The sequence below is a fragment of the Bradyrhizobium sp. 76 genome, assembly GCF_023073025.1.
Taxonomy (GTDB): domain Bacteria; phylum Pseudomonadota; class Alphaproteobacteria; order Rhizobiales; family Xanthobacteraceae; genus Bradyrhizobium.
Genome location: NZ_JADPIS010000103.1, coordinates 347,552 through 373,336 on the forward strand (window position 1 = coordinate 347,552; position 25,785 = coordinate 373,336).

Below are 25,785 nucleotides of genomic sequence, written 5' to 3' on the forward strand. Positions count from 1 at the left end.
GCGCGTCTTCCTCGATGATGCGATTCAAAGGCACAGATGCGCTCATGACCGGCTCCAATTGGTTCGATTCTCAAACTATTCTCGATGGCATCCGCCGCTGGGTGGAGGTCGAGACGCCAACGGACGCGCCTGAACAGGTCAACAAGCTGGTCTCGATGGTCGCGGAGCAATACCGCGATCTCCCTGTCACGCTTGAGCGCATCGCCGGCGTCGATGGTTGCGGCGATCATCTCGTGGCGCGCTCGACCTGGGGCCAGGACCGGCCGGGCATCCTGGTGCTGAGCCACCTCGATACCGTTCACCCCATGGGATTTATCGAGCGCCTGCCGTTCAAGGTCGAAGGCGACAGCGCGTTCGGTCCCGGCATCTACGACATGAAGGGCGGCGCCTACATCGCCCACCACGCCTTTTGCGCACTTTGTGCCACGGCCGCTCGCTCGCCGCTCGGCATCACCCACCTATTCACCTCCGACGAGGAGATCGGCAGCCCCACCTCTCGCGCACTCATCGAGACCGAAGGGCGCAAGGCGAAGTACGTCCTGGTGACGGAGCCGGCCCGCGATGGCGGCAAGATCGTCACCGGCCGCAAGGGCGTCGGGCGATTCGAAGTGTTCATCAAGGGCGTGCCCGCGCATGCCGGCACGCGGCCCCAGGATGGCCGCAGCGCGATCCGCGAGCTCGCCAATGTCATCCTGGCGCTGGAAGCGATGAACGATCTGGCGCGCGGCGTTACCGTCAATGTCGGCGTGGTGCGCGGCGGCACGCGGCCCAACGTGACGCCGGAAGAAGCCCACGCCGAAGTCGATCTGCGCGTGCTGAGCTTCAAGGACGCGGATGAATTCGTCGGCAAGATCCTCGCCCTGACATCGAGGACGGATGGCGTTACGGTCAAGGTCACGGGCGGACTCAATCGTCCGCCTTACGAGAAGAGCAATGCCGGCGCCTCGCTGTACGAGCATGCAAAGACGGTTGCCACGGAGATCGGCTTCGAGCTGCTCGACGTTCACACCGGCGGCGGCTCGGACGGTAATTTCACCGCCGCCCACACCGCGACGCTCGACGGGCTCGGCGTTGACGGCAAGGGCGCACACACTCATTATGAGCAGCTCTATGTCTCGTCGCTCGAACCGCGCGCGCGGCTGCTCCATCGCCTGTACCAGACGCTACGATGAGTGAGCGCAAATCAGATCCCGATCGCGAGGACAGCGAGCGCGCCTTCTTCGGACGCCGCAAGGGCCACAAGCTCAGGCAGCACCAGGCCGAGCTGATCGATCATCTGCTGCCGCGTCTTGCGCTCGCGATCGACCGCGAAGCACCGGCGGATGCCCGCGAGATCTTCGCCCCCGCAGTCGACGATTTGCGGCTCGAGATCGGCTTCGGCGGCGGCGAGCATCTTGCGGCGGAAGCGCAAAGCTTCGCCACAACCGGCTTCATCGGCTGCGAGCCTTACGTCAACGGCATGGCGAAGATCCTCGCGCAGATCGAGGCCGCCGACATCGGCAACGTGCGCCTGTTCGCAGGCGATGCCGCCGAGCTCCTGGCCTGGCTGCCGAAGGCTTCGCTGTCGCGGATCGACCTGATCCATCCCGATCCCTGGCCGAAACGGCGGCACTGGAAGCGGCGCTTCGTCCAGGACCGGACCATCGCCGCGATGGCGCGCGTGTTGAAAGCCGGCGGCGAATTTCGCTTCGTCTGCGACATCGACGATTACTGCGCCTGGACGCTGTCGCATCTGTCGCGCTCGCAGGACTTTGTCTGGCTCGCGGAGCGCGCCGATGATTTTCGCCTGCCGTGGGACGGATACACGATGACGCGCTACGGCCGAAAGGCCACGCGCGAAGGCCGCAAGGCGGCGTATCTGCGGTTTCGACGGGTCTAGATCGTCTGCCGGTTGCGCCAGAAATTCACGACGCGCTCCGCAGTCGTAGGCATCAGCCGCGTGAAATTCGCGCGCGCCTGCTCGAGATCGGCATCGGCTGGCGTGCGATTCGGGCCGTACCACATCAGGATCAGTGCACGCACTGTCGGCCAGCCGAGATTCAGCACCCGTCCCAGGACCAAAATTGGATCGTAGCGGTCACCCGTGATCAGGCGATCGAGGACCGAGAGGCGGACGCCGGACATCGCCGAGAGCGAAGCGATCGCCTCCTCGTATTTGTGGGCCTTCGCAAAGCCAAGCAGCGCGCTCTCGCCAAGATGGCCCCCGCGATGCAAGGCCAGAACCGTACGTTGCGCTCCCGAGAAATCGCGACGCGGGCCTGGCGGCAGCGTGGCTTCCTCGATGGCCGCCATGGCGCGCTTGATCTCGACCTGGCGCACGGGATTGACCACGCTCGAGAGGCGACGGCGGATGACGTCGAGCGTGCCGTCGAGAAGTTGTTTCAGGTTCTCACCCGAAAGATCGCTGCGCTGTCCGATCCTGAGCGTCAGCACGCCATCCTGCGCGGCACGCTTGATCAGCTCCGAATAGCTGCCAGGCGAGAACTCCGCGCCGGAATTGCCCGCGGCGCGGCGTACCACGTCGCGATCGCCGCGCTCGACCAGCACGTCGGTGATGACAGCCGACAGCGTGGGGCGCTCGCTCATCGCCAGCAGATGGCCCTGGCCCTTCAGTCGCGCGATCTCGAGGAGAGCGGCGTCGTCGAGCACGGGCGAATGGCGCAGCACGGGGCCCGCCACCGCGATTTCGTTTTCGCGCGCGAGCTGACTCACGAGATGCCGGGGCGCGTTGTTCAGGCGCGAGAAGCGTTCGGCGAGATCGACGCGCGAGGCGAGCTCGGCATGCGGGACGAGATCAATCAGCAGGTTATCGAAGAGATCGATGACATCGGGACGGAGGTTCTCGGCGTCCTGAAAGAACAATTGGGAGATGGCGTGCGCGATCTCGCCGCGACGCCGCGGGTCGCCGCGTTTGACGATATCGTCCAGTCCAGGAATGAGCGACGTGGCAACGGTCATGAAAACGCAAACTCGTACGGGGCACGCCGCGGGTGCGCCCTTGGTCCAAGCCGCCCCACAAGCAGGGAATTTAGGCCTCGGAGGTGAAGGAAGCGTTGCGTGGGGCCGCAGGCCGGGCGCAAAAAGCCCGGCCTGCCCTGTATGGGCCTTGTCCGGGAAGACGGAAAGGGCTATATCAGCGCCAATTCATCTTCTCATACGATCCGCGTAGTGAGAGTGGGCCCGAAAGGACCCGCTCTTTTTTATTACCTGAACGCGGCTTGGTGGAAGATGTGCGGCCCGGCGATCTGTCGGGCGAGTTCCGAAGCGAGCTTTGAGATCTTAAACCAAGCCTTAACCATATCGAGCGCCTTGACCTCTGACATGACCGAACCGAACCCTGGTTCCACGGATGCCGAATTGCTGGCCGAGCCGAGGCTCGTAGTCGAGCCGGGCGTCGCGGCACGGGTGTCCGCGGTCGCGGGGCCAGTGCTCGAAGGCATGGGCTACCGCCTGGTGCGGATCCGCATTTCCGGCGAATCCGGCTGCACCGTGCAGGTTATGGCCGAGCGGCCGGACGGCTCGATGCAGATCGAGGATTGCGAGGCGATCTCGCGGGCGCTGTCGCCCGTGCTCGACGTCGCCGATCCCGTCGATCGCGCCTATCGCCTGGAAATCTCCTCACCGGGGATCGACCGCCCGCTGGTGCGCCGCTCCGATTTCGAGCGTTATGCCGGGCATCTGGTGAAGATCGAGATGGCGGTCGCCCATGAAGGGCGGAAGCGGTTCCGCGGCACGATCGGCCCCGTCGAAGGCGACCGCGTGCATCTGCACCGCGACGACATCAAGGCGAGCGAGGCTGCCGACGTTCTCCTGACGATGGAAGACATCGCCGAGGCACGGCTGGTGCTGACCGACGAGCTGATCGCGGAATCCATGCGCCGCGGCAAGGCCCAGGCACGCGAAATGCGCCGCAATCTCGGCCTGGAGCCGCCGGCGGCACCGCACGCCAGCATCAGCGAAAAAACGACCAAGAACACGAAGCCGATAAAGAAGCCGGCGCCGACCCCTACAAAGAAGCCGGCTCCGACCAATACCAAGAAACATCGCCTGGCCGCCGAACGCGCGCGACGGGGCGAGATCGATCCTGACGAAGGAGACTAGCCATGGCAGTCAGCGCCAATCGACTTGAATTGCTTCAGATCGCCGACGCCGTTGCGCGCGAGAAATCGATCGACCGCGGCATCGTCATCGCGGCGATGGAGGATGCCATCGCCAAGGCGGCGCGGGCCCGCTACGGCAGCGAGACCGACGTTCACGCCGAGATCGACCCGAAGAAGGGCGAGCTTCGGCTGTCGCGCCACATGCTGGTGGTCGAGACGGTCGAAAATCATTCCAACCAGATCTCGCTGGTGGATGCACAGCGCGCCAATCCCGGTGCCCAGGTCGGCGACACCATTGCCGACACCCTGCCGCCGCTGGAATATGGCCGCATCGCCGCGCAATCCGCCAAGCAGGTGATCGTGCAGAAGGTGCGCGAAGCCGAGCGCGACCGGCAATATATGGAATTCAAGGACCGCATCGGCGACATCGTCAACGGCGTCGTCAAACGCGTCGAATATGGCAGCGTGATCGTCGATCTCGGCCGCGGCGAGGCCATCATCCGCCGCGACGAGATGCTGCCGCGCGAAGTGTTCCGGAACGGCGACCGCGTCCGCGCCTACATCTTCGACGTCCGCCGCGAGACCCGCGGCCCGCAGATCTTCCTCTCCCGCACCCATCCGCAGTTCATGGCGAAGCTGTTCGCGCAGGAAGTGCCCGAGATCTATGATGGCATCGTCGAGATCAAGGCGGTCGCCCGCGATCCCGGCTCGCGCGCAAAAATCGGCGTGATTTCCCGCGATTCCTCGGTCGATCCGGTCGGCGCCTGCGTCGGTATGCGCGGTTCGCGCGTGCAGGCGGTGGTGAACGAATTGCAGGGTGAGAAGATCGACATCATCCCCTGGTCGCCCGACATCGCGACCTTCGTCGTCAACGCGCTGGCGCCGGCCGAGGTCTCCAAGGTCGTCATCGACGAAGACCGCGAGCGCATCGAGGTCGTCGTGCCCGACACCAACAACCAGCTCTCGCTGGCGATCGGCCGCCGCGGCCAGAATGTGCGTCTGGCCTCGCAGCTCACCGGCTGGGACATCGACATCCTGACCGAGCAGGAGGAATCGGAGCGCCGCCAGGCCGATTTCGAGAACTCAACCCGCGTCTTCATGGAATCGCTCAATGTCGACGAAGTTGTCGGCCAATTGCTGGCGTCCGAAGGCTTCACCTCGGTCGAGGAACTCGCGATGGTGGACATCAAGGAACTTGCCGGCATCGAGGGTTTCGACGAGGAGACCGCGCAGGAACTCCAGAACCGCGCTCGTGAATATCTCGAACAGCTGGAAGCCGAGATCGAGGCCAGGCGCAAGGAGCTCGGCGTCGAGGACGCCGTCAAGGACGTGCCCGGCGTCACCTCGAAGATGCTGGTGAAGTTCGGCGAGAACGACATCAAGACGGTCGACGACCTCGCCGGCTGCGCCACCGACGATCTGGTCGGCTGGACCGAGCGCAAGGAAGGCGGCGAGCAGACCAAATATCCGGGCGCGCTCGATGGCCTCGATATCTCCCGTGACGATGCTGAAGCGATGATCATGCAGGCCCGCGTCAAGGCCGGCTGGATCACCGAGGCCGACCTCGCCAAGCCCGCTGAAGAGGCCGAGGCGACCGAAGATCAGCCGGCTTAGGGCGAAGGAGGATGTCACCCGGATGCTCGCCGATACTGACCCCGAACTCGACCATGGACCGCGGACCGAAAGGTCCGCGACCGTGCGGATGTGTGCGGTCAGCCGCGAGGTCCGGCCGATCGACGAGCTGATCCGCTTCGTCGTCTCTCCCCAAGGGCACATAGTTCCCGATCTCAAGCGCAAGCTGCCCGGACGCGGCATGTGGGTCACCGCCTCGCGCGAGGTGGTTGCGGAAGCTGTTCGGCGTCACCATTTTACGAAAGCCTTCAAGCGCGAGCTGCGAATCCCTCAGACGCTTCCCGCCGACCTCGAGGCGCTCCTGGTCCGGAGCGTGGTCGAAGCCCTTGGGATTGCGGCCAAGGCGCGCCAGATCGTCGCCGGTTTCGGCAAGGTCGAAAGCGCGCTTCGGGAAGGTACGGTCGAGGTCCTGATCCATGCCAGCGACGGGGCCGCGGACGGAATCCGCAAATTGGACATGCTGGCGCGTCAAAATGAGGGAAATCGCGGCGCCAAGCCCCAGATTCCCGTCGTCACCGCACTAAAATCGACAGAATTGGATTTGGCACTTACCCGGTCAAATGTGATACATGCTGCCCTGCTCGCGGGCCCGGCGAGCAAGTCATTCCTGTCACGTAGCCAGATGCTGGTCCGATACCGGATGGCGGACGCTGACAGGACTGCCGAAAAGCCCGGCTAGGATTTCTGAGAGACAACGACCACCCGATAGCACGGTGCGGCAACGCACAACGACAACAAGATCAGGATTAGGACTGCTTAATGGTTGATACCAAGACCCCTGGCGACAAGAAGCTGAGCGTTCCGAGCAAGACGCTATCGCTCAAGCCGCGCGTCGAAACGGGCACCGTGCGCCAGAGCTTCAGTCATGGCCGTAGCAAGCAGGTCGTGGTCGAGAAGCGGGGCAAGCGCCGCATCGACGGCAGCCCCGAGCCACAGGTGGCCGAGGTGGCGAAACCCGCGCCGGCCGCCGCGCCCAAGCCTGCTCCGGCCCGCCCCGCGCCGCCGCGCAACGCCGGCTCCGGCGTGGTGCTGCGCACGCTGACCGAGGACGAACGTTCCGCCCGCGCCAGCGCGCTGGCCGATGCCAAGGTGCGCGAAGTCGAAGAGCGCCGCCATGCCGAGGAAGAGGCCCAGCGCCGCGCGGTCCGCGAAAGCGCAGAGCGTGCTGATCGCGAGGCCGCCGAAGCCCGCCGCAAGGCCGAGGAGGAGCGTCACCGTCACGAAGAGGAAGCCAAGCGGAAGGCCGAAACCGAGGCCAAAAAGCGTTTTGGCGAAGGCGAGCAGCCGCAATCTGCGGCGCGCCCTGCCACGGCGACCTCGGCCGCTCCTGCACCGCGACCCGGAGCGCCCACGGCGCGGCCCGGGACGACCACCACGGCACGCCCGGGAACAACGACCGCGCGGCCTGGAACGACCACGCGGCCGGGAGGCCCGGTGGGTCGCACCCCCGCTGTCGCGGCCGGACCGGACGAGGACGAGGGTCCGCGCCAGATCCGTCGCGGCCCCGGTGGCGCTGCGCGGCCTGTGGTAGCCCCCAAGCCCACCCACAAGCCCGGCCCGCAGAAGGAGCGCGGCCGCCTGACGGTCGTCACCGCCTTCAATGCCGACGACGTGCGCGAGCGCTCGATCGCCTCGTTCCGCCGCCGCACCCAGCGCCTGAAGGGCCATGCCGCGAACGAGCCGAAGGAAAAGCTCATCCGCGAGGTGATCATTCCGGAAGCGATCACGATCCAGGAACTCGCCAACCGCATGGCCGAGCGGGCGGTCGAAATCATCCGTATGCTGATGAAGCAGGGCGCGATTCACAAGATCACCGACGTGATCGACGCCGACACCGCGCAGCTGATCGCCGAAGAGCTGGGTCACACCGTCAAGCGCGTTGCCGCGTCCGACGTTGAAGAAGGCCTGTTCGACGCCATCGACGATTCCACCGACACCGAGCCGCGCTCGCCGGTGGTGACCGTGATGGGCCACGTCGACCACGGCAAGACCTCGCTGCTCGACGCGCTCCGCCATGCCAACGTGGTCTCCGGCGAAGCCGGCGGCATCACCCAGCATATCGGTGCCTATCAGGTGACATCGCCGGAAAGCGGCAAGAAGATCACCTTCATCGATACGCCCGGCCACGCCGCCTTCACCGCAATGCGTGCCCGCGGCGCCAAGGTCACCGACATCGTGATTCTGGTGGTTGCGGCCGATGACGGCGTGATGCCGCAGACCATCGAGGCGATCAATCACGCCAAGGCGGCCAATGTGCCGATGATCGTGGCGATCAACAAGATCGACAAGCCCGACGCCAAGCCCGAGCGCGTGCGCACCGAACTGCTGCAATACGAGGTTCAGGTCGAATCGCTCGGCGGCGAAGTCGTCGACGTCGAGGTGTCCGCCAAGAACAAGACCAATCTCGACAGGCTGCTCGAGATGATCGCGCTGCAGGCCGACATCCTCGACCTGAAGACCAATTCGGATCGTCCGGCGGAAGGCACCGTGATCGAAGCCAAGCTCGATCGCGGCCGCGGTCCGGTGGCGACCGTGCTGGTACAACGCGGCACGCTGCGGGTCGGCGACATCATCGTCGCCGGCGCCGAAATGGGCCGCGTCCGTGCCCTCATCAACGATCAGGGCGTCACCATCGACGAGGCCGGTCCATCAGTGCCGGTCGAAGTGCTCGGCTTCAACGGTCCGCCGGAAGCCGGCGATCGTCTTGCCGTGGTCGAGAACGAAGCCCGCGCCCGTCAGGTCACGAGCTATCGCGCCCACCAGAAGCGCGAGAACGCCGCTGCCTCGATCTCCGGCATGCGCGGCTCGCTCGAACAGATGATGTCGCAGCTCAAGACGTCGGGCCGCAAGGACTTCCCGCTGATCATCAAGGCTGACGTGCAGGGATCGCTGGAAGCCATTCTCGGCTCGCTGGAGAAGCTCGGCACCGACGAGGTCGCCGCGCGTATCCTGCATGCCGGTGTCGGCGGCATCTCGGAATCGGACGTGACGCTCGCGGAAGGTTTTAACGCCGCGATCATCGGCTTCTCGGTTCGTGCGAACAAGGAGGCCGCTGCGGCCGCCAAGCGCAACGGCATCGAGATCCGCTACTACAACATCATCTACGACCTCGTGGACGACGTGAAGAAGGCCATGAGCGGCCTGCTGGCGCCGACCTTGCGCGAAACCATGCTCGGCAATGCCGCGATCCTGGAGATCTTCAACATCTCCAAGATCGGCAAGGTCGCCGGCTGCCGCGTCACCGACGGCACCGTGGAACGCGGCGCCAACGTGCGCCTGATCCGCGACAACGTCGTCGTGCACGAAGGCAAGCTGTCGACGCTGAAGCGCTTCAAGGACGAAGTGAAGGAAGTCCAGGCTGGTCAGGAATGCGGCATGGCCTTCGAGAACTATCACGACATGCGCGCCGGTGACGTCATCGAGTGTTACCGCGTGGAGACGATCCAGCGCTCCCTGTAAGTCCAAATCTTACCGAAGCGCCTGGATCTTATTTGAACTGAATTGCGGGAGTGCGATGGCCGGATTTTTTCCGGCCATCCACCCCTCTTCGTTTCAGCAGGACAAATGACAATGCCCGTGTCCCAAACGCGGGCATGACGAGGTGATTTTCAGAGCATGCCCCGCCATCATCAGAAGAAGAGTTCCGCGTCCGGCGGCTCGCAACGTCAGTTGCGCGTCGGCGAGCAGGTTCGCCATGCGATAGCCGAGATTCTGGCGCAAGGCAGCGTGCATGATGCTGACCTCGAAGGTCACATCATCACCGTGCCGGAGGTGCGGATGTCGCCCGACCTGAAGCTCGCAACAGTCTACGTGATGCCGCTCGGTGGCCGCGACACCGAGATCGTCCTCGCTGCGCTCGAGCGCAACAAGAAATTCCTGCGCGGCGAGGTCGCGCGGCGCGTTAACCTGAAATTTGCACCTGACCTTCGCTTCCGCGTCGACGAACGATTCGACGAAGCGGAACGGATCGAGAAGCTTTTGCGAACACCCGCGGTGCAGAAGGACCTGGAACAGGATCCGGATTCGGATCGGGAAGAAGAACGATGACGATGGACCCGGCTCACGGCACGATCGGCGGCGAAGAGGCCGATCAGCTCGACGTGCAGAAAAATAATTTTGCGGACATGAGCGGCAATTCTCAGCCGCCTCAGGAGCCGCGCCGCGTCAACAACGATCCCCGCGCCAACAAGCAGAAGGGCAACCAGCCGCGCCGCGACCGCCGCGACGTCCACGGCTGGGTCGTGCTCGACAAGCCGATCGGCATGACCTCGACGCAGGCCGTTGCCGTGCTCAAGCGCCTGTTCAATGCCAAACGCGCCGGCCATGCCGGCACGCTCGATCCGCTGGCCTCCGGCGGCCTGCCGATCGCGCTTGGCGAGGCCACCAAGACCGTCCCCTTCGTCATGGACGGCCGCAAGCGCTACCGGTTCACGGTATGCTGGGGCGAGGAGCGCGACACCGACGACATCGAGGGCCGGGCGACCGCAACCTCGGACCAGCGCCCGACCCGGGAGGCCATCGAGGCCCTGCTGCCCCGTTTCACCGGGGTGATCCAGCAGATCCCGCCGCGCTATTCCGCGATCAAGGTCCAGGGCGAGCGCGCCTACGACCTGGCCCGCGACGGCGAGGTCGTGGAATTGGCCCCCCGTCCGGTCGAGATTCACCGTTTAAGCCTTGTAGATCAACCGGATAGCGACCGGGCCGTGTTCGAGGCCGAGTGCGGCAAGGGCACCTATGTCCGCGCGCTGGCCCGCGATATGGGCCGGATTCTCGGCACTTACGGCCATATCTGCGCGCTGCGGCGGACCCTGGTCGGCCCATTTGGCGAGAACGACATGATTCCGCTGGATCAGTTGGAGGCTTTGTGCGATAGAGCCGCGTCCGGCGAGGGTAGCCTCGCCGACGCGCTTATGCCCGTTGAGACCGCGCTGGACGACATCCCGGCACTGGCCGTCACTCGGGCTGATGCGGCAAGGCTCCATCGGGGCCAGGCCGTTTTGTTGCGCGGACGGGATGCGCCCACTTGTAGCGGCACAGTCTATGTCACGGTGGCAGGCCGGCTTCTCGCGCTTGCCGAAGTCGGCAATGGCGAAATCATCCCCAAGCGTGTGTTCAACCTGACCGGCCTGACTGCCAGCGCCGATCGCAACGAGAGAAATTGACGATGTCGATTGCCGCAGAACGCAAAGCGGAAGTCATCAAGACGAATGCCAACAAGGCCGGCGATACCGGCTCGCCAGAGGTTCAGGTCGCGATCCTGTCGGAACGCATCGCCAACCTCACCAACCATTTCAAGACCCACGTGAAGGACAACCATTCGCGTCGCGGCCTCTTGAAGCTGGTCTCGACCCGCCGCTCGCTCCTCGACTATGTGAAGAAGAAGGACGAGGCGCGCTACAAGTCGCTGCTCGAGAAGCACAACATTCGTCGTTAAGAGTTCCTGCGCGCGCCAAACGGCGCGCGTTTTCGCGCGTGATTTCGAACGAAAGCGTTTGTTTAAAGGTTTTTCGTCGATGCTGCGTGCGCGTCGGATGCAAGCCGTTGACGGCGAGCATCCGGGGCATGATAGGCGAGCACCGAGCTTCGGCGTTCGCGTTCGTGCCGACTGACAGTCCAGCAGCAATCCGGCGGCTGGGCACAACGGGCAAGGCGCCCGTATGACCCGAAGGGATGGACGCCATCCGAAATCCAAAAACCATGGCAGGATCGCAGGACGCTGATCGCCCGCTTCGATCAACGTCCCGCAATCTTGCGCATGGTTTTTGTTTTTCGACCCGTCCTTCTTTCGAGAACCCATGAAAGAAGACCTCTATGTTCAATAAGCATTCAGTCGAGATCGACTGGGGTGGGCGCCCTCTCAAGCTCGAAACCGGCAAGATCGCCCGCCAGGCCGACGGCGCCGTTGTCGCGACCTACGGCGAGACCGTGGTGCTCGCCACCGTCGTTGCCGCGAAGTCGCCGCGCGAAGGCGTCGACTTCCTGCCGCTGACCGTCGACTACCAGGAGAAGACCTACGCAGCCGGCCGCATTCCCGGCGGCTATTTCAAGCGCGAGGGACGTCCGACCGAGAAGGAGACGCTGGTCTCCCGCCTGATCGACCGTCCGATTCGTCCGCTGTTCGTCGACGGCTGGCGCAACGAGACCCAGGTGATCATCACCGTGCTCTCGCACGACATGGAGAACGATCCCGATATCGTCGCGCTGGTGGCCTCATCGGCTGCGCTCACTCTGTCGGGCGCCCCCTTCAAGGGCCCGATCGGCGCCGCGCGCGTCGGCTTCGCCAATGACGAGTTCATCCTCAACCCGACACTCGACGAGATGGTCGACACCCAGCTCGACCTCGTCGTCGCCGGCACCGCAGACGCCGTGCTGATGGTGGAATCGGAAGCCAAGGAGCTGAACGAAGAGATCATGCTCGGCGCCGTGATGTTCGGTCACCGCCACTTCCAGCCGGTGATCAACGCGATCATCGAGCTGGCCGAAAAGGCAGCGAAGGAGCCGCGCGAGGTCACCACGATCGACAATTCGGCGCTCGAAAAGGAAATGCTCGGCATGGTCGAGCAGGAACTGCGCGCCGCCTACGCCATTCCGGTCAAGCAGGATCGCTACGCCGCGGTCGGCAAGGTCAAGGAAAAGGTGATCGCTCACTACTTCCCGGAAGGGCAGGAGCCGAAATACGACAAGCTGCGCATCGGCGGCGTGTTCAAGGAGCTCGAAGCCAAGATCGTTCGCTGGAACATTCTCGACACCGGCAAGCGCATCGACGGCCGCGATTCCAAGACCGTGCGCAACATCGTCGCCGAAGTCGGCGTGCTGCCTCGCGCCCACGGCTCGGCGCTGTTCACCCGCGGCGAGACCCAGGCGCTGGTCGTGACCACGCTCGGCACCGGCGAGGACGAGCAGTACATCGACGCGCTGTCGGGAACGTACAAAGAGACGTTCCTGCTGCACTACAACTTCCCTCCCTACTCGGTCGGTGAGACCGGCCGCCTCGGCGGCACCAAGCGCCGCGAGATCGGCCACGGCAAGCTCGCCTGGCGCGCGATCCATCCGGTGCTGCCGCCGCATCACGAATTCCCCTACACCACGCGCGTGGTGTCGGAGATCACCGAATCCAACGGCTCCTCGTCGATGGCATCGGTCTGCGGCGCCTCGCTCGCGCTGATGGACGCCGGCGTGCCGTTGAAGCGGCCGACCGCGGGCATCGCGATGGGCCTGATCCTCGAAGACAAGCGCTTCGCGGTTCTCTCGGACATCCTCGGTGACGAGGACCATCTCGGCGACATGGACTTCAAGGTCGCCGGTACCGAGCAGGGCATCACCTCGCTCCAGATGGACATCAAGATCGAGGGCATCACCGAGGAGATCATGAAGGTCGCGCTCGGCCAGGCCAAGGATGGACGTATCTACATCCTCGGCGAGATGTCGAAGGCGCTCACCAACGCCCGTGCCGAGCTCGGCGAATACGCGCCGCGCATCGAGACCTTCAAGATCGCCACCGACAAGATCCGCGAAGTGATCGGCACCGGCGGCAAGGTGATCCGTGAGATCGTCGAGAAGACCGGCGCCAAGGTCAATATCGAGGACGACGGTACCGTGAAGGTCGCCTCCAACGACGGCGAGGCCATGAAGGCCGCGATCAAGTGGATCAAGTCGATCGCCTCCGATCCGGAAGTCGGCCAGATCTATGACGGCACCGTCGTCAAGGTGATGGAGTTCGGCGCTTTCGTGAACTTCTTCGGCTCCAAGGACGGTCTCGTCCACATCAGCCAGCTCGCCTCGGCGCGCGTGCAGAAGACCTCCGACGTCGTCAAGGAAGGCGACAAGGTCAAGGTCAAGCTGCTCGGCTTCGACGACCGCGGCAAGACCCGCCTGTCGATGAAGGTCGTCGACCAGGAGACCGGCGAAGACCTCGAGGGCAAGGGCGAGAGCCAGCAGCCCGCGCGCGAAGCGGCCGGCGAGTAAATCTCGCCACCTGCCAGAAACACGAAGGGCGGCCTCGCGGCCGCCCTTTTTGTTTGTCGCTTGCCGAGCTTTGGAATCAGGCCGCGATGTCGAACCGGTCAAGGTTCATCACCTTGGTCCAGGCCTTGGCGAAGTCCTTGACGAACTGCTCCTTGGAATCCGACGTGGCATAGACCTCGGCGTAGGCGCGAAGCTGCGAGTGCGCGCCGAAGATCAGGTCGACGCGCGTGCCGGTCCACTTCACCGCGTTGGTCTTGCGGTCGCGGGCCTCATAGGTGCCGTCGGTGCCGGCCGGCGTCCACTGCGTGCTCATGTCGAGCAGGTTGACGAAGAAGTCGTTGCTAAGCGTTCCCACCTTCGAGGTGAGGACGCCGTTCTTCGAACCGTTCGCATTGGCGCCGAGCACGCGCAGACCGCCGACGAGCGCCGTCATCTCCGGGCCGGTAAGGCGGAGCAGCTGCGCACGATCGACCAGAGCCTCCTCGGGCATCATGAATTGCTGCCGCTTCCCGATGAAGTTGCGGAAGCCGTCGGCCCGCGGCTCCAGCGGAGCAAACGAAGCGGCGTCGGTCTGCTCCTGCGAGGCATCCATGCGGCCCGGCGTGAAGCCGACCTTGACGTCGACGCCCGCATCCTTCGCCGCCTTCTCGACCGCGGCGGTGCCGCCGAGCACGATCAGGTCCGCCAGCGAGACCTTCTTCGCACCGGATGACGCGTTGAAGTCCTTCTGGATCGCTTCGAGCTTGCCCAGGACTTTCGAGAGCTGAGCCGGCTCGTTCACCTCCCAGTCCTTCTGCGGGGCGAGGCGAATGCGTGCGCCGTTGGCGCCGCCGCGCTTGTCCGAGCCGCGGAACGTCGAGGCCGACGCCCATGCGGTCGAGACCAGCTCCGAGACCGACAGACCCGAGGCCAGGATCTTGGTCTTCAGCGAGGCGATATCCTGCTCGCTGGCCAGCTCGTGATTCACGGCGGGGATCGGGTCCTGCCAGATCAGCGTTTCCTTCGGCACCAGCGGGCCGAGATAGCGCACGACCGGACCCATGTCGCGATGGGTGAGCTTGAACCAGGCACGGGCGAAGGCGTCCGCGAACTGATCGGGATTCTCCAGGAAGCGGCGCGAGATCTTCTCATAGGCCGGATCCATACGCAGCGAGAGATCGGTCGTCAGCATCGTCGGCCGGTGCTTCTTCGACTTGTCGAAGGCGTCGGGAATGATGGCATCGGCGTTCTTGGCCGTCCACTGCTGCGCACCGGCCGGGCTCTTCGTCAGCTCCCATTCGAAATTGAACAGGTTCTCGAAAAAGTTGTTGCTCCACTTGGTCGGTGTCGTCGTCCATGTCACCTCGAGTCCGCTGGTGATGGAATCGCCCGAGTGACCCGACGCGTGCTTGCTCTTCCAGCCGAGGCCCTGATCCTCGAGCGCGCCCGCTTCCGGCTCCGGTCCGACCAGCGACGGATCGCCGGCACCATGGGTCTTGCCGAAGCTGTGGCCGCCGGCGATCAGCGCGACGGTCTCTTCGTCGTTCATCGCCATGCGGGCGAAGGTCTCGCGAATGTCCTTGGCCGCGGCTACCGGATCCGGCTTGCCGTTCGGGCCTTCCGGATTGACGTAGATCAGGCCCATCTGCACCGCGCCGAGCGGCTCGGCGAGTTGGCGTTCGCCGCTGTAGCGCTCATCGCCCAGCCACGTCCCTTCCGGACCCCAATACAGCTCTTCCGGCTCCCAGACGTCGACGCGGCCGCCGGCAAAGCCAAAGGTCTTGAAGCCCATCGACTCCAGCGCGACGTTGCCGGCCAGCACCATCAGATCGGCCCAGGAGATCTTGCGGCCGTATTTCTGCTTGATCGGCCAGAGCAGACGGCGGGCCTTGTCCAGGTTGGCGTTGTCGGGCCAGCTGTTGAGCGGCGCGAAACGCTGCTGCCCGGCGCCGGCGCCACCGCGACCGTCGGTGGTGCGATAGGTGCCCGCGCTATGCCAGGCCATGCGGATCATGAGGCCGCCGTAGTGACCGAAGTCGGCGGGCCACCATTCCTGCGAGTCTGTCATCAAAGCCGTCAGGTCCTTGATGACCGCATTCAGGTCGAGCGACTTGAATTCCTTGGCGTAGTCGAAGTCCTTGTCCATCGGGTCGGACTTGGGGGAATTCTTGTGCAGCATCTCGATGCTGAGCTGGGTCGGCCACCAATCGCGGTTCGCCGGCACACGTTTTCCACCCGAAAACGGGCACTTTGAAGTGTCGTCCATGAATACCTCCTCTGGTGGCGTCGAACTCGCGCCTTTGACCAGGTAAAAGCACTCTAAGCTTCACGTTCGATCAGGGGAAGTTGACTTTAATGATCGCAGCGATAAGATTTTCTGATGCTAAACCTCACGCTGCGCCAGCTCCGGTATTTCGACGCCCTGGCGCGTCACAGTCATTTCGGCCGCGCGGCTGAGTCTTGCTCGATCTCGCAGCCCGCCCTGTCGATGCAAATCAAGGAGCTGGAGGAGGCGCTCGGCGGCCTGTTGCTGGAGCGCAGCGCCCGGCAGGTGGCGTTGACCCGGTTTGGCGAGGAGCTCGCGCAGCGCGTCCGCGACATCTTGCGCTCGGTCGACGAGCTTGGCGATTTCGCCCGCGCCTCGCAGGACCGGTTCTCCGGACGGCTTCGCATCGGCATGATTCCGACGATCGCGCCCTATCTGCTGCCGACGATCACCAAGAATCTGACGCGCATGCATCCGCAGCTCGACATCCGCGTGCGCGAGACGATGACGCCGCGGCTGATCCAGGAACTGGTGGAAGGTCGGCTCGATACCGCCATCGTCGCGTTGCCGGTGTCCGAGCCCTCGCTCACCGAGGTCGCCCTGTTCGAGGAAAAATTCCTGCTAGTGCGGCCGAGCGCGGATGAGGGAACGCCGGCACCATCGCGGGAGATGATGCGCGAAATGCGGCTGCTGCTGCTGGAGGAGGGGCACTGCTTCCGCGATCAGGCGCTGTCATTCTGCAACATGCAATCGGCGCCGCCGCGCGAGATGCTGGATGCCAATTCGCTGTCGACGCTGGTCCAGATGGTCAGCGCCGGCATCGGCGTCACCTTGATCCCGGAGATGGCCGTGTCGGTGGAGACGCGATCGGCCTCGGTCTCGCTGACGCGCTTCCGCGACCCGCAGCCGTCGCGCACCATTGGCATGGTCTGGCGCAAGACCAGCCCGCTGGCGCGGCAGCTCCTGCAAATCTCCGAGGTGGTGTGCCTGTCGGCGGGCCAGGTGCGCGCGCGTCCATCCGTGCGCAGCAAGCCGACCTGAGGCCTCGATGTCGCATCCCATCATCCGCCCGGCCCGCACAGACGAGTACGACGAGATCGGCCGTGTCTGGATGGAGAGCTGGGTCTCGACCGGGCTCGGCGAGACGAGCGACTTCCTGCTGGCAAACCTGCGTGCACGCATCCGGCGCGAGATCGAGGACGGCTGGAGCCTCTTCGTCGCCGACGACAACGGCACGATCGCCGCAATGCTGGCGCTGCATTTGCCAAAACTCTATCTCGACATGCTGTTTGTCGCGCCCGCCTATCAGAGCCAATCGCTCGGCCGCCAATTGCTCACCTTCACGCGCACGCAAATGCCGGACGAGATGTATCTGCGCTGCGTCCGCGAGAACGAAAAAGCCTGGCGCTGGTACGAGCGCGAGGGTTTTTTGTTCGAGAAGGAAGAGATCGAGCCGTCGAACGGGTTTGTGATGAAGTATTATCGGTGGAAGCGGCCGGGACGCGTCGGGTAGGCGGGGTTCTCCGGCTGCAGCTTGCGGTTGTCATGGTCCCAATCTAATGTGGCGCGTCCGATGTCCACCTGTCTGATGGCCCCCTGCCGCTAATCCTCTGGAATCCATGTTTCGATTTGCTGCCTCAGTGCTCGTCCTGCTGTCCTTTCTGGCTCCGGCAACAGCGCAAACCCCTTCCGCAACCACCGCATCTCCCGCAGCCGCCGCACCTGCAAAACCAGCCGCCAAGAAGGCCGCGCCGAAGGCCAAACCGGTGGCGAAGCAGCCGGTCGCGATCGAGAGCGGCCCGTGCCGGCTTGGCGTGATCTCGGTGATCGGCGAGCGCTATTCCGTCCAGAAATTCGGGCTGACCATTTTCGAGAACGAGGAGACCGAAGTTTCCATCGACTGGGGTCTCGACGATCTCGTGTTTGCGCGGGTTAAAGCCGCAACGGGTGGCGATCCCGGTGTTCGCAGGATCGCCTACCCCAAGGGAACCTTCGAACCCTTCTACAATCCGAAATCGCGATTCATTCCCGATCCCAACGAACGCCTGCCAGCGATCGTGCGCGGCATCACTCCGAACGGGAGCTGCGATCGCTATCTGGTTGCGACCACGTACAAGGGAGAATTGCCGGGCACCCGCCTGATGTTAAACGGCATCGGCACATTCAATCAGGGGCTCGGAAATCTGATCCGGCATTCGCATTTGTTCGCCAACATCTCGATTAACCTGATCGACGGCCGAAGCTATGAGGAGATCAAGCGCCCCTTTGTGAATTTCAGCGCGAACTTCGCTGCAAGTATGCGATTGACCGAAGACCCGCTCACCAAGCTCGACAACTCGCTATTCCCCGACCCGCCCGCGGCAGCTTCAGCCAACGCGGCGCTGCGCGAGAGGACACGAACACTCGTCGCAGACAGGCTCGACCGCGGCCTCCCCGGCTATCTCAAGGAAGACTGAGCCGGAGCATTCTGGGCCTGAGCGGTGTACGTTGCGAGTGCGCGGCAAACGCTCCATGAACTGTGTGCCGTTCGGCTCCCAGCGATGAAAGGTCCGCTCCCATGATCAAGCTCTATTGGTCGCCCCGTTCGCGCTCATTCACGACGCTCTGGCTGATGGAAGAAAGCGGTCTGCCTTATGAGCGCTTGCTGACCGACATCTCGACCGGCGCGCAGAAGGCGCCGGACTATTTGAAGGTCAATCCGATGGGCAAGGTTCCGGCGCTGACCGACGGCGATGCCGCGCTCGGCGAAGCCGCCGCGATCTGCGCCTACATTGCCGATCGCTATCGCGAGACCAAGCTGGCGCCAGCCGTGACCGATCCGCGCCGCGCGCGTTACCTGCAATGGCTGTTCTTCTCGCCGGGCTGCATCGAACCCGCCATCATCCAGATCTTCACCAAGATCGAGATCCCGACCTCGACCGCGGCCTGGGGCAGCGCGACGCAGGTCTTCGACGTGCTGGAAGCCGCACTCGCGAGGGGACCGTGGATCCTCGGGGAGGAATTTTCCGCCGCCGACATCACGATCGGATCGGGCCTGAACTTTGCGGTGCGCCTGTTCAAGATGGTGCCGTCGCGCCCGGCCTTCGATGCCTATCTCGCGCGCTGCATGGCGAGGCCGGCGTTCCAGCGCGCGGAGAAGATCGCGGCAGGCTAGTCTTCCGTCTCCATATCGTCCGGCCTCGGCATCAGGACGATGTTGTAGCCGGAATCGACATAGTGGATCTCGCCGGTCACGCCGCCGGAGAGATCCGACAACAGATACAGCGCCGAGCCGCCGAGTTCGTCGAGCGTGACGCCGCGGCGAAGCGGCGAATGTTTTTGCATGAAGGCGAACATCGCGCGCGCCTCGCCGATGCCGGAGCCGGCGAGCGTGCGGATGGGGCCTGCGGAAATCGCGTTGACGCGGATGCCGCGCGGTCCGAAGTCCGAGGCGAGATAGCGCACCGAGGCTTCCAGCGCCGCCTTGGCCACGCCCATCACGTTGTAGTTCGGCATCGCGCGTTCCGAGGCGCCGAAGGTCAGCGTGATCATGCTGCCGCCCTCCGTCATCAGCTCGGCGGCGCGTTTTGCCACTTCCGTGAAGGAGAAGCAGGAGATCACCATGGTGCGCGAAAAATTCTCGCGGCTGGTGTCGGCGTAACGGCCCTTGAGCTCGTTCTTGTCGGCGAAGCCGATCGCGTGGATCACGAAATCCAGCCGGCCCCACTTTTCGCGCAAGGCCGTGAATGTAGCGTCGACGCTCGCGATGTCCTCGACGTCGCAGGGCAGCACCATGTCGACGCCAAGCTGCTCCGCCAGCGGCTTGACGCGCTTGCCCAATGCCTCGCCCTGGAAGGTGAAGGCGAGCTCGGCGCCATGGGCATGCAGCGTCTTCGCCATGCCCCAGGCGATCGAATGATCATTGGCGATGCCCATGATCAGACCGCGCTTGCCTTTCATCAAACCTTCCATTGGCTCTTTGCTCCCACTATTCCGGGGTCATCGCCCGCCTTGTGCGCGCTTGCGCACTGGGGCGGGCGATCCAGGATTCCAGAGACGTTCGTGATAAATTGAGAAGCCGCGGCGTACTGGATGCCCCGTCCCCCGGGCGCAATTGCGCACTAGGCGGGGCATGACAGCGTCCCAAGATCACGCATCCAGCCGGCTGAACACCAGCGTGGCGTTGGTGCCGCCGAAGCCGAAGGAGTTCGACAGCACGGTGCCGATCTTGACGTTGTCGATGCGCTTGCGCACGATCGGCATGTCGGCGAACACGGGGTCGAGCTCCTGGATGTGGGCGCTCTCGCAGATGAAACCATTGTTCATCATCAGTAGCGAATATATCGCTTCCTGCACGCCGGTTGCGCCCAGGGAGTGACCGGTCAGCGCCTTGGTCGCCGAGATCGGCGGGCACTTCTCGCCACTTCCGAACACCCTGCGGAGCGCGTCGATCTCCGGCGGATCGCCGGCCGGGGTCGATGTCGCGTGCGGATTGATGTAGTCGACCTTGGTCTTCACAGTCGACATCGCCATGCGCATGCAGCGCTCGGCGCCCTCGCCTGATGGTGCGACCATGTCGTAGCCGTCGGACGTCGCGCCATAGCCGACGATCTCGCCGTAAATGCGCGCGCCGCGCGCCTTGGCGTGCTCGAGCTCTTCCAGCACCAGCACGCCGGCGCCGCCGGCAATCACGAAGCCGTCGCGGTTGACGTCGTAGGGACGCGAGGCCGTGGCAGGTGTGTCGTTGTACTTCGAGGACATCGCGCCCATGGCGTCGAACAGCACCGACAGCGACCAGTCCAGCTCCTCGCAGCCGCCGGCGAAGATGACGTCCTGCTTGCCGATCTGGATCGTCTCATAGGCGTTGCCGACGCAATGGTTCGACGTGGCGCAGGCCGACGAGATCGAATAGTTCACGCCCTTGATCTTGAACCAGGTCGCAAGCGTCGCGGAGGCCGTGGAGGACATCGCCTTCGGCACTGCAAACGGCCCGACGCGCTTCGGTCCCTTGGTGCGGGTGATGTCGGCGGCCTCGACGATGGTGCGCGCCGACGGGCCGCCGGAGCCCATGATGATGCCGGTGCGAATGTTGGAAATTTCGTCAGGCGAGAGGCCGGAATCCTGGATCGCCTGTTCCATCGCGACGTGATTCCACGCCGCACCCTGACCGAGGAAACGCATGGCACGGCGGTCGACCACCGTCGAAGGATCGAGCGTCGGCGCACCCTGCACCTGCGAACGGAAGCCGAGCTCGGCATATTTCTCAGCCCGCGAAATGCCCGACTTCGCCTCGTGAAGGCTCGCAAGCACTTCCTGGGTGTTGTTTCCGATGGAGGAGACAATGCCCATCCCGGTGACCACAACCCGCCTCATGACAGCCTCGCCTCAATCGTTGTCTTCGTGGTGATGCGCTCAGCCCAGGCTCGTGCCCTGCTTGAACAGGCCGACCTTCAAATCCTTCGCGCGATAGATAATCTGGTCATCGACCGAAAGCCATCCGTCGGCGATACCGAGCACCAGCTTTGAGCGCATCACGCGCTTGATGTCGATGTTGTACACAACCTTGCGGGCCTCCGGCAGCACCTGGCCGCTGAACTTCAGCTCGTTCAGGCCAAGCGCGCGACCGCGACCTTCACCGCCGCTCCAGCCCAGATAAAAGCCGACCATTTGCCACAGCGCATCGAGCCCGAGGCAGCCGGGCATAACCGGATCGTTCTTGAAGTGGCAGCCGAAGAACCAGAGGTCGGGCTTCACATCGAGCTCGGCGCGCACCACCCCCTTGCCGAATTCACCGCCGGTCTCGCTGATGTCCGTAATGCGGTCGAACATGAGCATCGGCGGCAACGGCAATTGCGCATTGCCAGGGCCGAACATCTCGCCGCGGGCACACGCCAGCAGATCTTCATATTCGTAACCGTTGCGCCTGTTCAGCATGCGGAAGCCTTTGTGTTCTAACCCCGACTGAGCGGCGTTTCCGGCGAAAATGGGCCCCATCCTGTTCGAAAAGCAACATCTGTTGCCATTGTCAGACGAGAATACCGAAGGACCCCGGATGGATAGCGAGCGGCTTCAATGCCGGGTCGCGCCAAAATCGGTTAAGCGGAACCGCGGGCTCTCTAACACAGGCCATTTCGGGTAGCAAAGCGCTCTCATGAAGGTAAAATGACGGGCCGCCACGCCGGTTCCCTGCTTGATTAGAACCACTCTAGTTGCGAGAAACTTGCATCTGCATCTATCTCTCCATATATGTTGGAGAACGACAGTGTTCACGCGTGCCCGAAGCTGGAAATGAACGAAAATAACGCGCCCCATCGCGACGAAGAGGCCCATGCGGCGGCTCTTATGTCCGGCCGCCAGCCGGCTTTGACCGGTTGCCCGTGGCACGACGTCAACGAAATGCTCCAGTCCGCCGGCCTTCGCCCGACCCGCCAGCGCATGGCGCTCGGCTGGCTCCTGTTCGGCAAGGGTGCACGTCATCTCACGGCTGAAATGCTTTACGAAGAAGCGACGCTGGCCAAGGTGCCGGTCTCGCTGGCGACCGTCTACAACACGCTGAACCAGCTCACCGACGCCGGTCTGCTGCGTCAGGTCAGCGTCGACGGCACCAAGACCTATTTCGACACCAACGTCACGACCCACCATCACTACTACCTCGAGAACAGCCATGAGCTGGTCGATATCGAGGATCCGCATCTGGCGCTGTCCAAGATGCCGGAGGTGCCCGCGGGTTACGAGATCGCCCGCATCGACATGGTCGTACGGCTGCGCAAGAAGCGCTGAGATCTATCCTGAATTGCTGATTTGATCGTCATGGCCGGGCCTGTCCCGGCCATCCACGTTACTCGGTCAGGCGTCAAAATACGCGGATGCCCGGGACGAGCCCGGGCATGACGGTGGAGCAACAGCTCCGCTCCCGCCCAACGTCAGTTCACCTGCTCGTCTGAATAAACGCCCCAGAGGCGTTCCTGCTGGATCCAGCCGTCAAAGCCGTTTCCGCTGACGCGGCACCAGTTTGCACTGCACTTCTTCACCTGGGTGACGACACCGGCCTGGAGCCTGGCCGCGACCGCGCTGTCGGGATCGGCGCGATCGTATATCGGCGCGAGCTCGTCCTTGTGCTTCATCGTGACGACCGCGGTGCGGCGGCCCGACAGCAGCGAGTGATAGACCCAGCCCTCGGCGCCCTCGGAATCGCGTACCCGGCGCCAGTTCTCGAACTCCGCGGTGATTTCGACCGGCAGGCCGGAGCGGGTGTAGACCCAGGCGACGTCATTGTCCTTGGTCGGTCCGGCGCGGACGTTGACGTGATCCGATTTCAGGCTGACGTAGCGCGGCACCGGGAGGCCCGAGGCCGTCTGGGGTGTGCTGTCCTTTGCCGAATGCCCGGGACTGACCGAAGCGCTCAACCAGGTGCAAACGAGCGCCATCACCGAACAAAAACGCCCCAACGCCATCAACCCGTCTCCTGTCGAAGGTCCGGCCGAGCCGGGCCCTCACCCCAAAATTCCAAAACCAGGCCGCTGTCGCCCCTGACCCGCCCCACGCGGGTGTTCCCGAGCCCTTTGCCCGTGGTTCTTGTCTTGGCCCGGCCTTCTGCTAGAGAGGACGGACGTCTGAACAACCGGTTTGTCCCGATTTTCCGGCCGGAAATGTCGGGAGAGCTTGAAGGAAACGCCGGGGACGACACGGCAAAGGCAGTGTCGAACAACCGGGTTAATGAGGCCTCAACGGCCGGCCTTTGGCGACAGAGGCGGCTCGCAATGCCTCATGAGGGCAGGACATGTCGGTGAAGAAAAAGCCCCTCGTCGTCGTGACGCGCAAGCTTCCGGACTCGATCGAGACCCGGATGCGCGAGCTGTTCGACGCGCGGATCAACCTCGACGACGCGCCGATGTCGGCCGAGCAGATCGCGGAAGCCGCCCGTACCGCCGACGTACTGGTTCCGACCGTGACCGATCACATCTCCGCCGATATCGTCAACCAGCCCGACTGCAGGCTGAAACTGATCGCGAATTTCGGCAACGGCGTCGACAACATCGATGTCGAGGCCGCGCATGCCCGCGGCATCACCGTCACCAACACGCCGAAAGTCCTTACAGAAGACACCGCCGACATGACCATGGCACTGATCCTCGCCGTGCCCAGGCGGATGATCGAAGGCGCCTCGATCCTGACGGAAGGAAAACCCTGGCCCGGCTGGTCGCCGACCTGGATGCTTGGCCATCGCATCGGCGGAAAGCGCCTCGGCATCATCGGCATGGGCCGCATCGGCCAAGCGGTCGCACGCCGCGCCCGCGCCTTCGGCTTGCAGATCCACTACCACAACCGCCGGCCGGTGGCGCCGAAGATCGCCGAAGAGCTGGGCGCGACCTATTGGGAAAGCCTCGACCAGATGCTGGCGCGGATGGACATCATCTCCGTGAACTGTCCGCACACGCCGGCGACCTACCATCTGCTGTCGGCGCGCCGGCTGAAGCTGATCCGCAAGGACGCCTACATCGTCAACACCGCGCGCGGCGGGGTCACCGACGAGGACACGCTGATCAAGCTGATCGAAGGCGGCGAGATCGGCGGCGCCGGCCTCGATGTCTATGAGCACGAGCCCGCGGTGAACCCGAAGCTGGTGCGGCTCGCCAAGGCCGGCAAGGTGACGTTGCTGCCGCATATGGGCTCGGCCACGATCGAGGGCCGCGTCGAGATGGGCGAGAAGGTGATCATCAACATCCGCACCTTCCTCGACGCCCACAAGCCGCCGGATCGCGTGCTGCCGAGCATGCTCTGAGTTCAACTGACTGCGCGATAAGCTCTCCTGCCTCCTCCTGAGGAGACCGCGTAGCGATCGTCTCGAAGGATGGCCGCAGGCGAGATCCGGGCCTTCATGGTTCGAGACGCGCGTTCCGCGCTCCTCACCATGAGGGTCTGCTATCCCCGGGCGTTGCGCTTGCGCCAGTCGGCAACGAAATCGATGAAGGCCCGCAGTGCCGGCGGCGTCTGGCGCCGGCTTGGATAATACAGGAACGGGCCCGGAAACGGCTCGCACCAGTCCTGGAGCAGCCTGACCAGCGCGCCCGACTTCAGGGCTTCGCCGACATATCCATCGAGCGTCGCCCAGACACCGGCGCCGTCGAGCGCAGCGCGCATGGAAAGGCCCATGTTGGTCGAGATCAGCTTTGCCGGCGGATCGACTTTCACCAGCTGTCCCGCCTTCTCGAACTCCAGATCATGCATGACACCGCTGGAGTAGCGGGCGCGGATGCAATCGTGGTCGAGCAGATCCTTCGGATGCTCAGGCTTGCCGCGGCGCGCGAGGTAATCGGGCGAAGCGACCACGACATAGCTCTGCGGGCCGCTGAGCGAGATCGCCACCATGTCCTGCGCCAGATGCTCGCCATAGCGCACGCCGGCATCGAAGCCCGCGCTGACGATGTCGACGAACCCGCTCTCGGAGACGACGTCGAGGTCGACCTGGGGATAGCCTTGAGGAACGGCCCGATCATCGGCGCCAGCACGAGATCGACCGCGGGCGGCGGTGCGTTGATGCGTAGCCGGCCCGAGGCCACCTCGCGCAGGCCGCGGACTTGATCGAGGGCGTCGCCGACATCGCGCAGCGCCGGCGCCACGCACGACAGTAGCAGCTCGCCCGCCTCGGTCAGGGCGACGCTGCGGGTGGTGCGGTTCATCAGGCGGACGCCGAGGCGCTCTTCGAGGTCCCGCAATCGTTGGCTAAGGCTTGACACCGACACGCGAATATCGATCGCCGCGCGCCGGAAATTGCGGGTGCGGGCGACCGCCACGAAGACGTCGAGATCACGCAGGTCGGGCTCAGCCATTGTTCGCTAATGTGAACAAGCCATTCTCGATTGT

General features: G+C 64.2%; 22 protein-coding genes and 1 pseudogene. 16 read left to right on the forward strand and 7 right to left on the reverse strand.

The window, feature by feature from the left end:
* The first annotated feature begins 14 nt into the window (after positions 1–14).
* Together IVB48_RS27940 and IVB48_RS27945 are read left to right on the forward strand one after the other, a co-directional pair.
* Complete coding sequence (locus tag IVB48_RS27940) at positions 15–1,172, forward strand: M20 family metallopeptidase (RefSeq protein WP_247404964.1); 1,158 nt, start codon at positions 15–17, stop codon at positions 1,170–1,172.
* The gene (locus IVB48_RS27945) at positions 1,169–1,879 is read left to right on the forward strand and encodes a tRNA (guanine(46)-N(7))-methyltransferase TrmB (protein WP_247404967.1); all 711 of its coding nucleotides are present in this window, start codon (positions 1,169–1,171) and stop codon (positions 1,877–1,879) included. The genes IVB48_RS27940 and IVB48_RS27945 overlap by 4 nt, the downstream gene beginning before the upstream one ends.
* Here the strand turns inward: IVB48_RS27945 and IVB48_RS27950 are convergent.
* Positions 1,876–2,958, reverse strand: a complete 1,083-nt coding sequence (locus IVB48_RS27950; protein ID WP_247285123.1) for a DUF2336 domain-containing protein — start codon at positions 2,956–2,958, stop codon at positions 1,876–1,878. The genes IVB48_RS27945 and IVB48_RS27950 overlap by 4 nt on opposite strands.
* Positions 2,959–3,321: 363 nt before the next feature.
* Between IVB48_RS27950 and rimP the strand changes: the two genes are divergently transcribed.
* The 8 genes from rimP to pnp all read left to right on the forward strand — a co-directional run bounded on the left by rimP (position 3,322) and on the right by pnp (position 13,697).
* The gene (gene rimP / locus IVB48_RS27955) at positions 3,322–4,101 is read left to right on the forward strand and encodes a ribosome maturation factor RimP (RefSeq protein ID WP_247405461.1); all 780 of its coding nucleotides are present in this window, start codon (positions 3,322–3,324) and stop codon (positions 4,099–4,101) included.
* A 2-nt stretch (positions 4,102–4,103) separates the two neighbouring features.
* Positions 4,104–5,714: a transcription termination factor NusA gene (gene nusA, locus IVB48_RS27960; protein WP_106943804.1), complete on the forward strand. Its 1,611-nt coding sequence runs from the start codon at positions 4,104–4,106 to the stop codon at positions 5,712–5,714.
* Between the two features lie 22 nt (positions 5,715–5,736).
* A complete protein-coding gene (locus tag IVB48_RS27965) occupies positions 5,737–6,411 on the forward strand; it encodes an RNA-binding protein (RefSeq protein ID WP_247404971.1) in 675 nt (224 codons plus the stop codon).
* Positions 6,412–6,491: 80 nt separating this feature from the next.
* Positions 6,492–9,191 carry a translation initiation factor IF-2 gene (infB, locus tag IVB48_RS27970; RefSeq protein ID WP_247404974.1) on the forward strand — a complete coding sequence of 900 codons (2,700 nt, stop codon included), beginning with the start codon at positions 6,492–6,494 and terminating at the stop codon, positions 9,189–9,191.
* A 156-nt stretch (positions 9,192–9,347) separates the two neighbouring features.
* Positions 9,348–9,779, forward strand: coding sequence for a 30S ribosome-binding factor RbfA (gene rbfA, locus IVB48_RS27975; RefSeq protein ID WP_027514691.1), 432 nt, complete (start codon positions 9,348–9,350; stop codon positions 9,777–9,779).
* Complete coding sequence (gene truB / locus IVB48_RS27980; RefSeq protein WP_247404977.1) at positions 9,776–10,894, forward strand: tRNA pseudouridine(55) synthase TruB; 1,119 nt, start codon at positions 9,776–9,778, stop codon at positions 10,892–10,894. The genes rbfA and truB overlap by 4 nt, the downstream gene beginning before the upstream one ends.
* A gap of 2 nt (positions 10,895–10,896) precedes the next feature.
* On the forward strand, positions 10,897–11,166 hold the full coding sequence (rpsO, locus tag IVB48_RS27985; protein ID WP_094976105.1) for a 30S ribosomal protein S15: 270 nt from the start codon (positions 10,897–10,899) through the stop codon (positions 11,164–11,166).
* Positions 11,167–11,543: 377 nt separating this feature from the next.
* Positions 11,544–13,697 carry a polyribonucleotide nucleotidyltransferase gene (gene pnp / locus IVB48_RS27990; RefSeq protein ID WP_247404980.1) on the forward strand — a complete coding sequence of 718 codons (2,154 nt, stop codon included), beginning with the start codon at positions 11,544–11,546 and terminating at the stop codon, positions 13,695–13,697.
* A 76-nt stretch (positions 13,698–13,773) separates the two neighbouring features.
* On the opposite strand, the gene katG is transcribed toward pnp, so the two are convergent.
* Entirely contained in the window at positions 13,774–15,942 is a 2,169-nt protein-coding gene (katG, locus tag IVB48_RS27995; protein ID WP_247404982.1) for a catalase/peroxidase HPI, read from the reverse strand.
* Positions 15,943–16,056: 114 nt separating this feature from the next.
* Here katG and IVB48_RS28000 point away from each other — a divergent pair, with 114 nt between their 5' ends.
* The 4 genes from IVB48_RS28000 to IVB48_RS28015 all read left to right on the forward strand — a co-directional run bounded on the left by IVB48_RS28000 (position 16,057) and on the right by IVB48_RS28015 (position 19,096).
* Complete coding sequence (locus tag IVB48_RS28000; RefSeq protein WP_247404985.1) at positions 16,057–16,983, forward strand: hydrogen peroxide-inducible genes activator; 927 nt, start codon at positions 16,057–16,059, stop codon at positions 16,981–16,983.
* 7 nt (positions 16,984–16,990) lie between these two features.
* Positions 16,991–17,455: a GNAT family N-acetyltransferase gene (locus IVB48_RS28005; protein WP_247404988.1), complete on the forward strand. Its 465-nt coding sequence runs from the start codon at positions 16,991–16,993 to the stop codon at positions 17,453–17,455.
* Between the two features lie 106 nt (positions 17,456–17,561).
* Complete coding sequence (locus tag IVB48_RS28010) at positions 17,562–18,398, forward strand: hypothetical protein (protein ID WP_247404991.1); 837 nt, start codon at positions 17,562–17,564, stop codon at positions 18,396–18,398.
* A gap of 101 nt (positions 18,399–18,499) precedes the next feature.
* The gene (locus IVB48_RS28015) at positions 18,500–19,096 is read left to right on the forward strand and encodes a glutathione S-transferase family protein (protein ID WP_247404993.1); all 597 of its coding nucleotides are present in this window, start codon (positions 18,500–18,502) and stop codon (positions 19,094–19,096) included.
* On the opposite strand, the gene fabI is transcribed toward IVB48_RS28015, so the two are convergent.
* From fabI to fabA, 3 genes are all read right to left on the reverse strand, one after another.
* Complete coding sequence (gene fabI, locus IVB48_RS28020; RefSeq protein ID WP_247404996.1) at positions 19,093–19,893, reverse strand: enoyl-ACP reductase FabI; 801 nt, start codon at positions 19,891–19,893, stop codon at positions 19,093–19,095. The two genes, IVB48_RS28015 and fabI, sit on opposite strands and share 4 nt — an antisense overlap.
* Positions 19,894–20,070: 177 nt before the next feature.
* Positions 20,071–21,294 (reverse strand): beta-ketoacyl-ACP synthase I, encoded by a 1,224-nt coding sequence (gene fabB, locus IVB48_RS28025; RefSeq protein ID WP_026233025.1) that lies wholly within the window; start codon positions 21,292–21,294, stop codon positions 20,071–20,073.
* A 39-nt stretch (positions 21,295–21,333) separates the two neighbouring features.
* Complete coding sequence (gene fabA, locus IVB48_RS28030) at positions 21,334–21,855, reverse strand: bifunctional 3-hydroxydecanoyl-ACP dehydratase/trans-2-decenoyl-ACP isomerase (protein ID WP_007603915.1); 522 nt, start codon at positions 21,853–21,855, stop codon at positions 21,334–21,336.
* Positions 21,856–22,209: 354 nt separating this feature from the next.
* On the opposite strand from fabA, the gene irrA reads away from it, so the two are divergent.
* Positions 22,210–22,701 carry an iron response transcriptional regulator IrrA gene (irrA, locus tag IVB48_RS28035; RefSeq protein WP_018455787.1) on the forward strand — a complete coding sequence of 164 codons (492 nt, stop codon included), beginning with the start codon at positions 22,210–22,212 and terminating at the stop codon, positions 22,699–22,701.
* A gap of 143 nt (positions 22,702–22,844) precedes the next feature.
* On the opposite strand, the gene IVB48_RS28040 is transcribed toward irrA, so the two are convergent.
* Positions 22,845–23,375, reverse strand: coding sequence for an SH3 domain-containing protein (locus IVB48_RS28040; RefSeq protein ID WP_007603917.1), 531 nt, complete (start codon positions 23,373–23,375; stop codon positions 22,845–22,847).
* A gap of 326 nt (positions 23,376–23,701) precedes the next feature.
* On the opposite strand from IVB48_RS28040, the gene IVB48_RS28045 reads away from it, so the two are divergent.
* On the forward strand, positions 23,702–24,703 hold the full coding sequence (locus IVB48_RS28045; RefSeq protein WP_027514698.1) for a D-glycerate dehydrogenase: 1,002 nt from the start codon (positions 23,702–23,704) through the stop codon (positions 24,701–24,703).
* Between the two features lie 140 nt (positions 24,704–24,843).
* Here IVB48_RS28045 and IVB48_RS28050 read toward each other — a convergent pair.
* Positions 24,844–25,751: pseudogene (locus IVB48_RS28050) on the reverse strand (LysR family transcriptional regulator).
* Between the last annotated feature and the right edge of the window lie 34 nt (positions 25,752–25,785).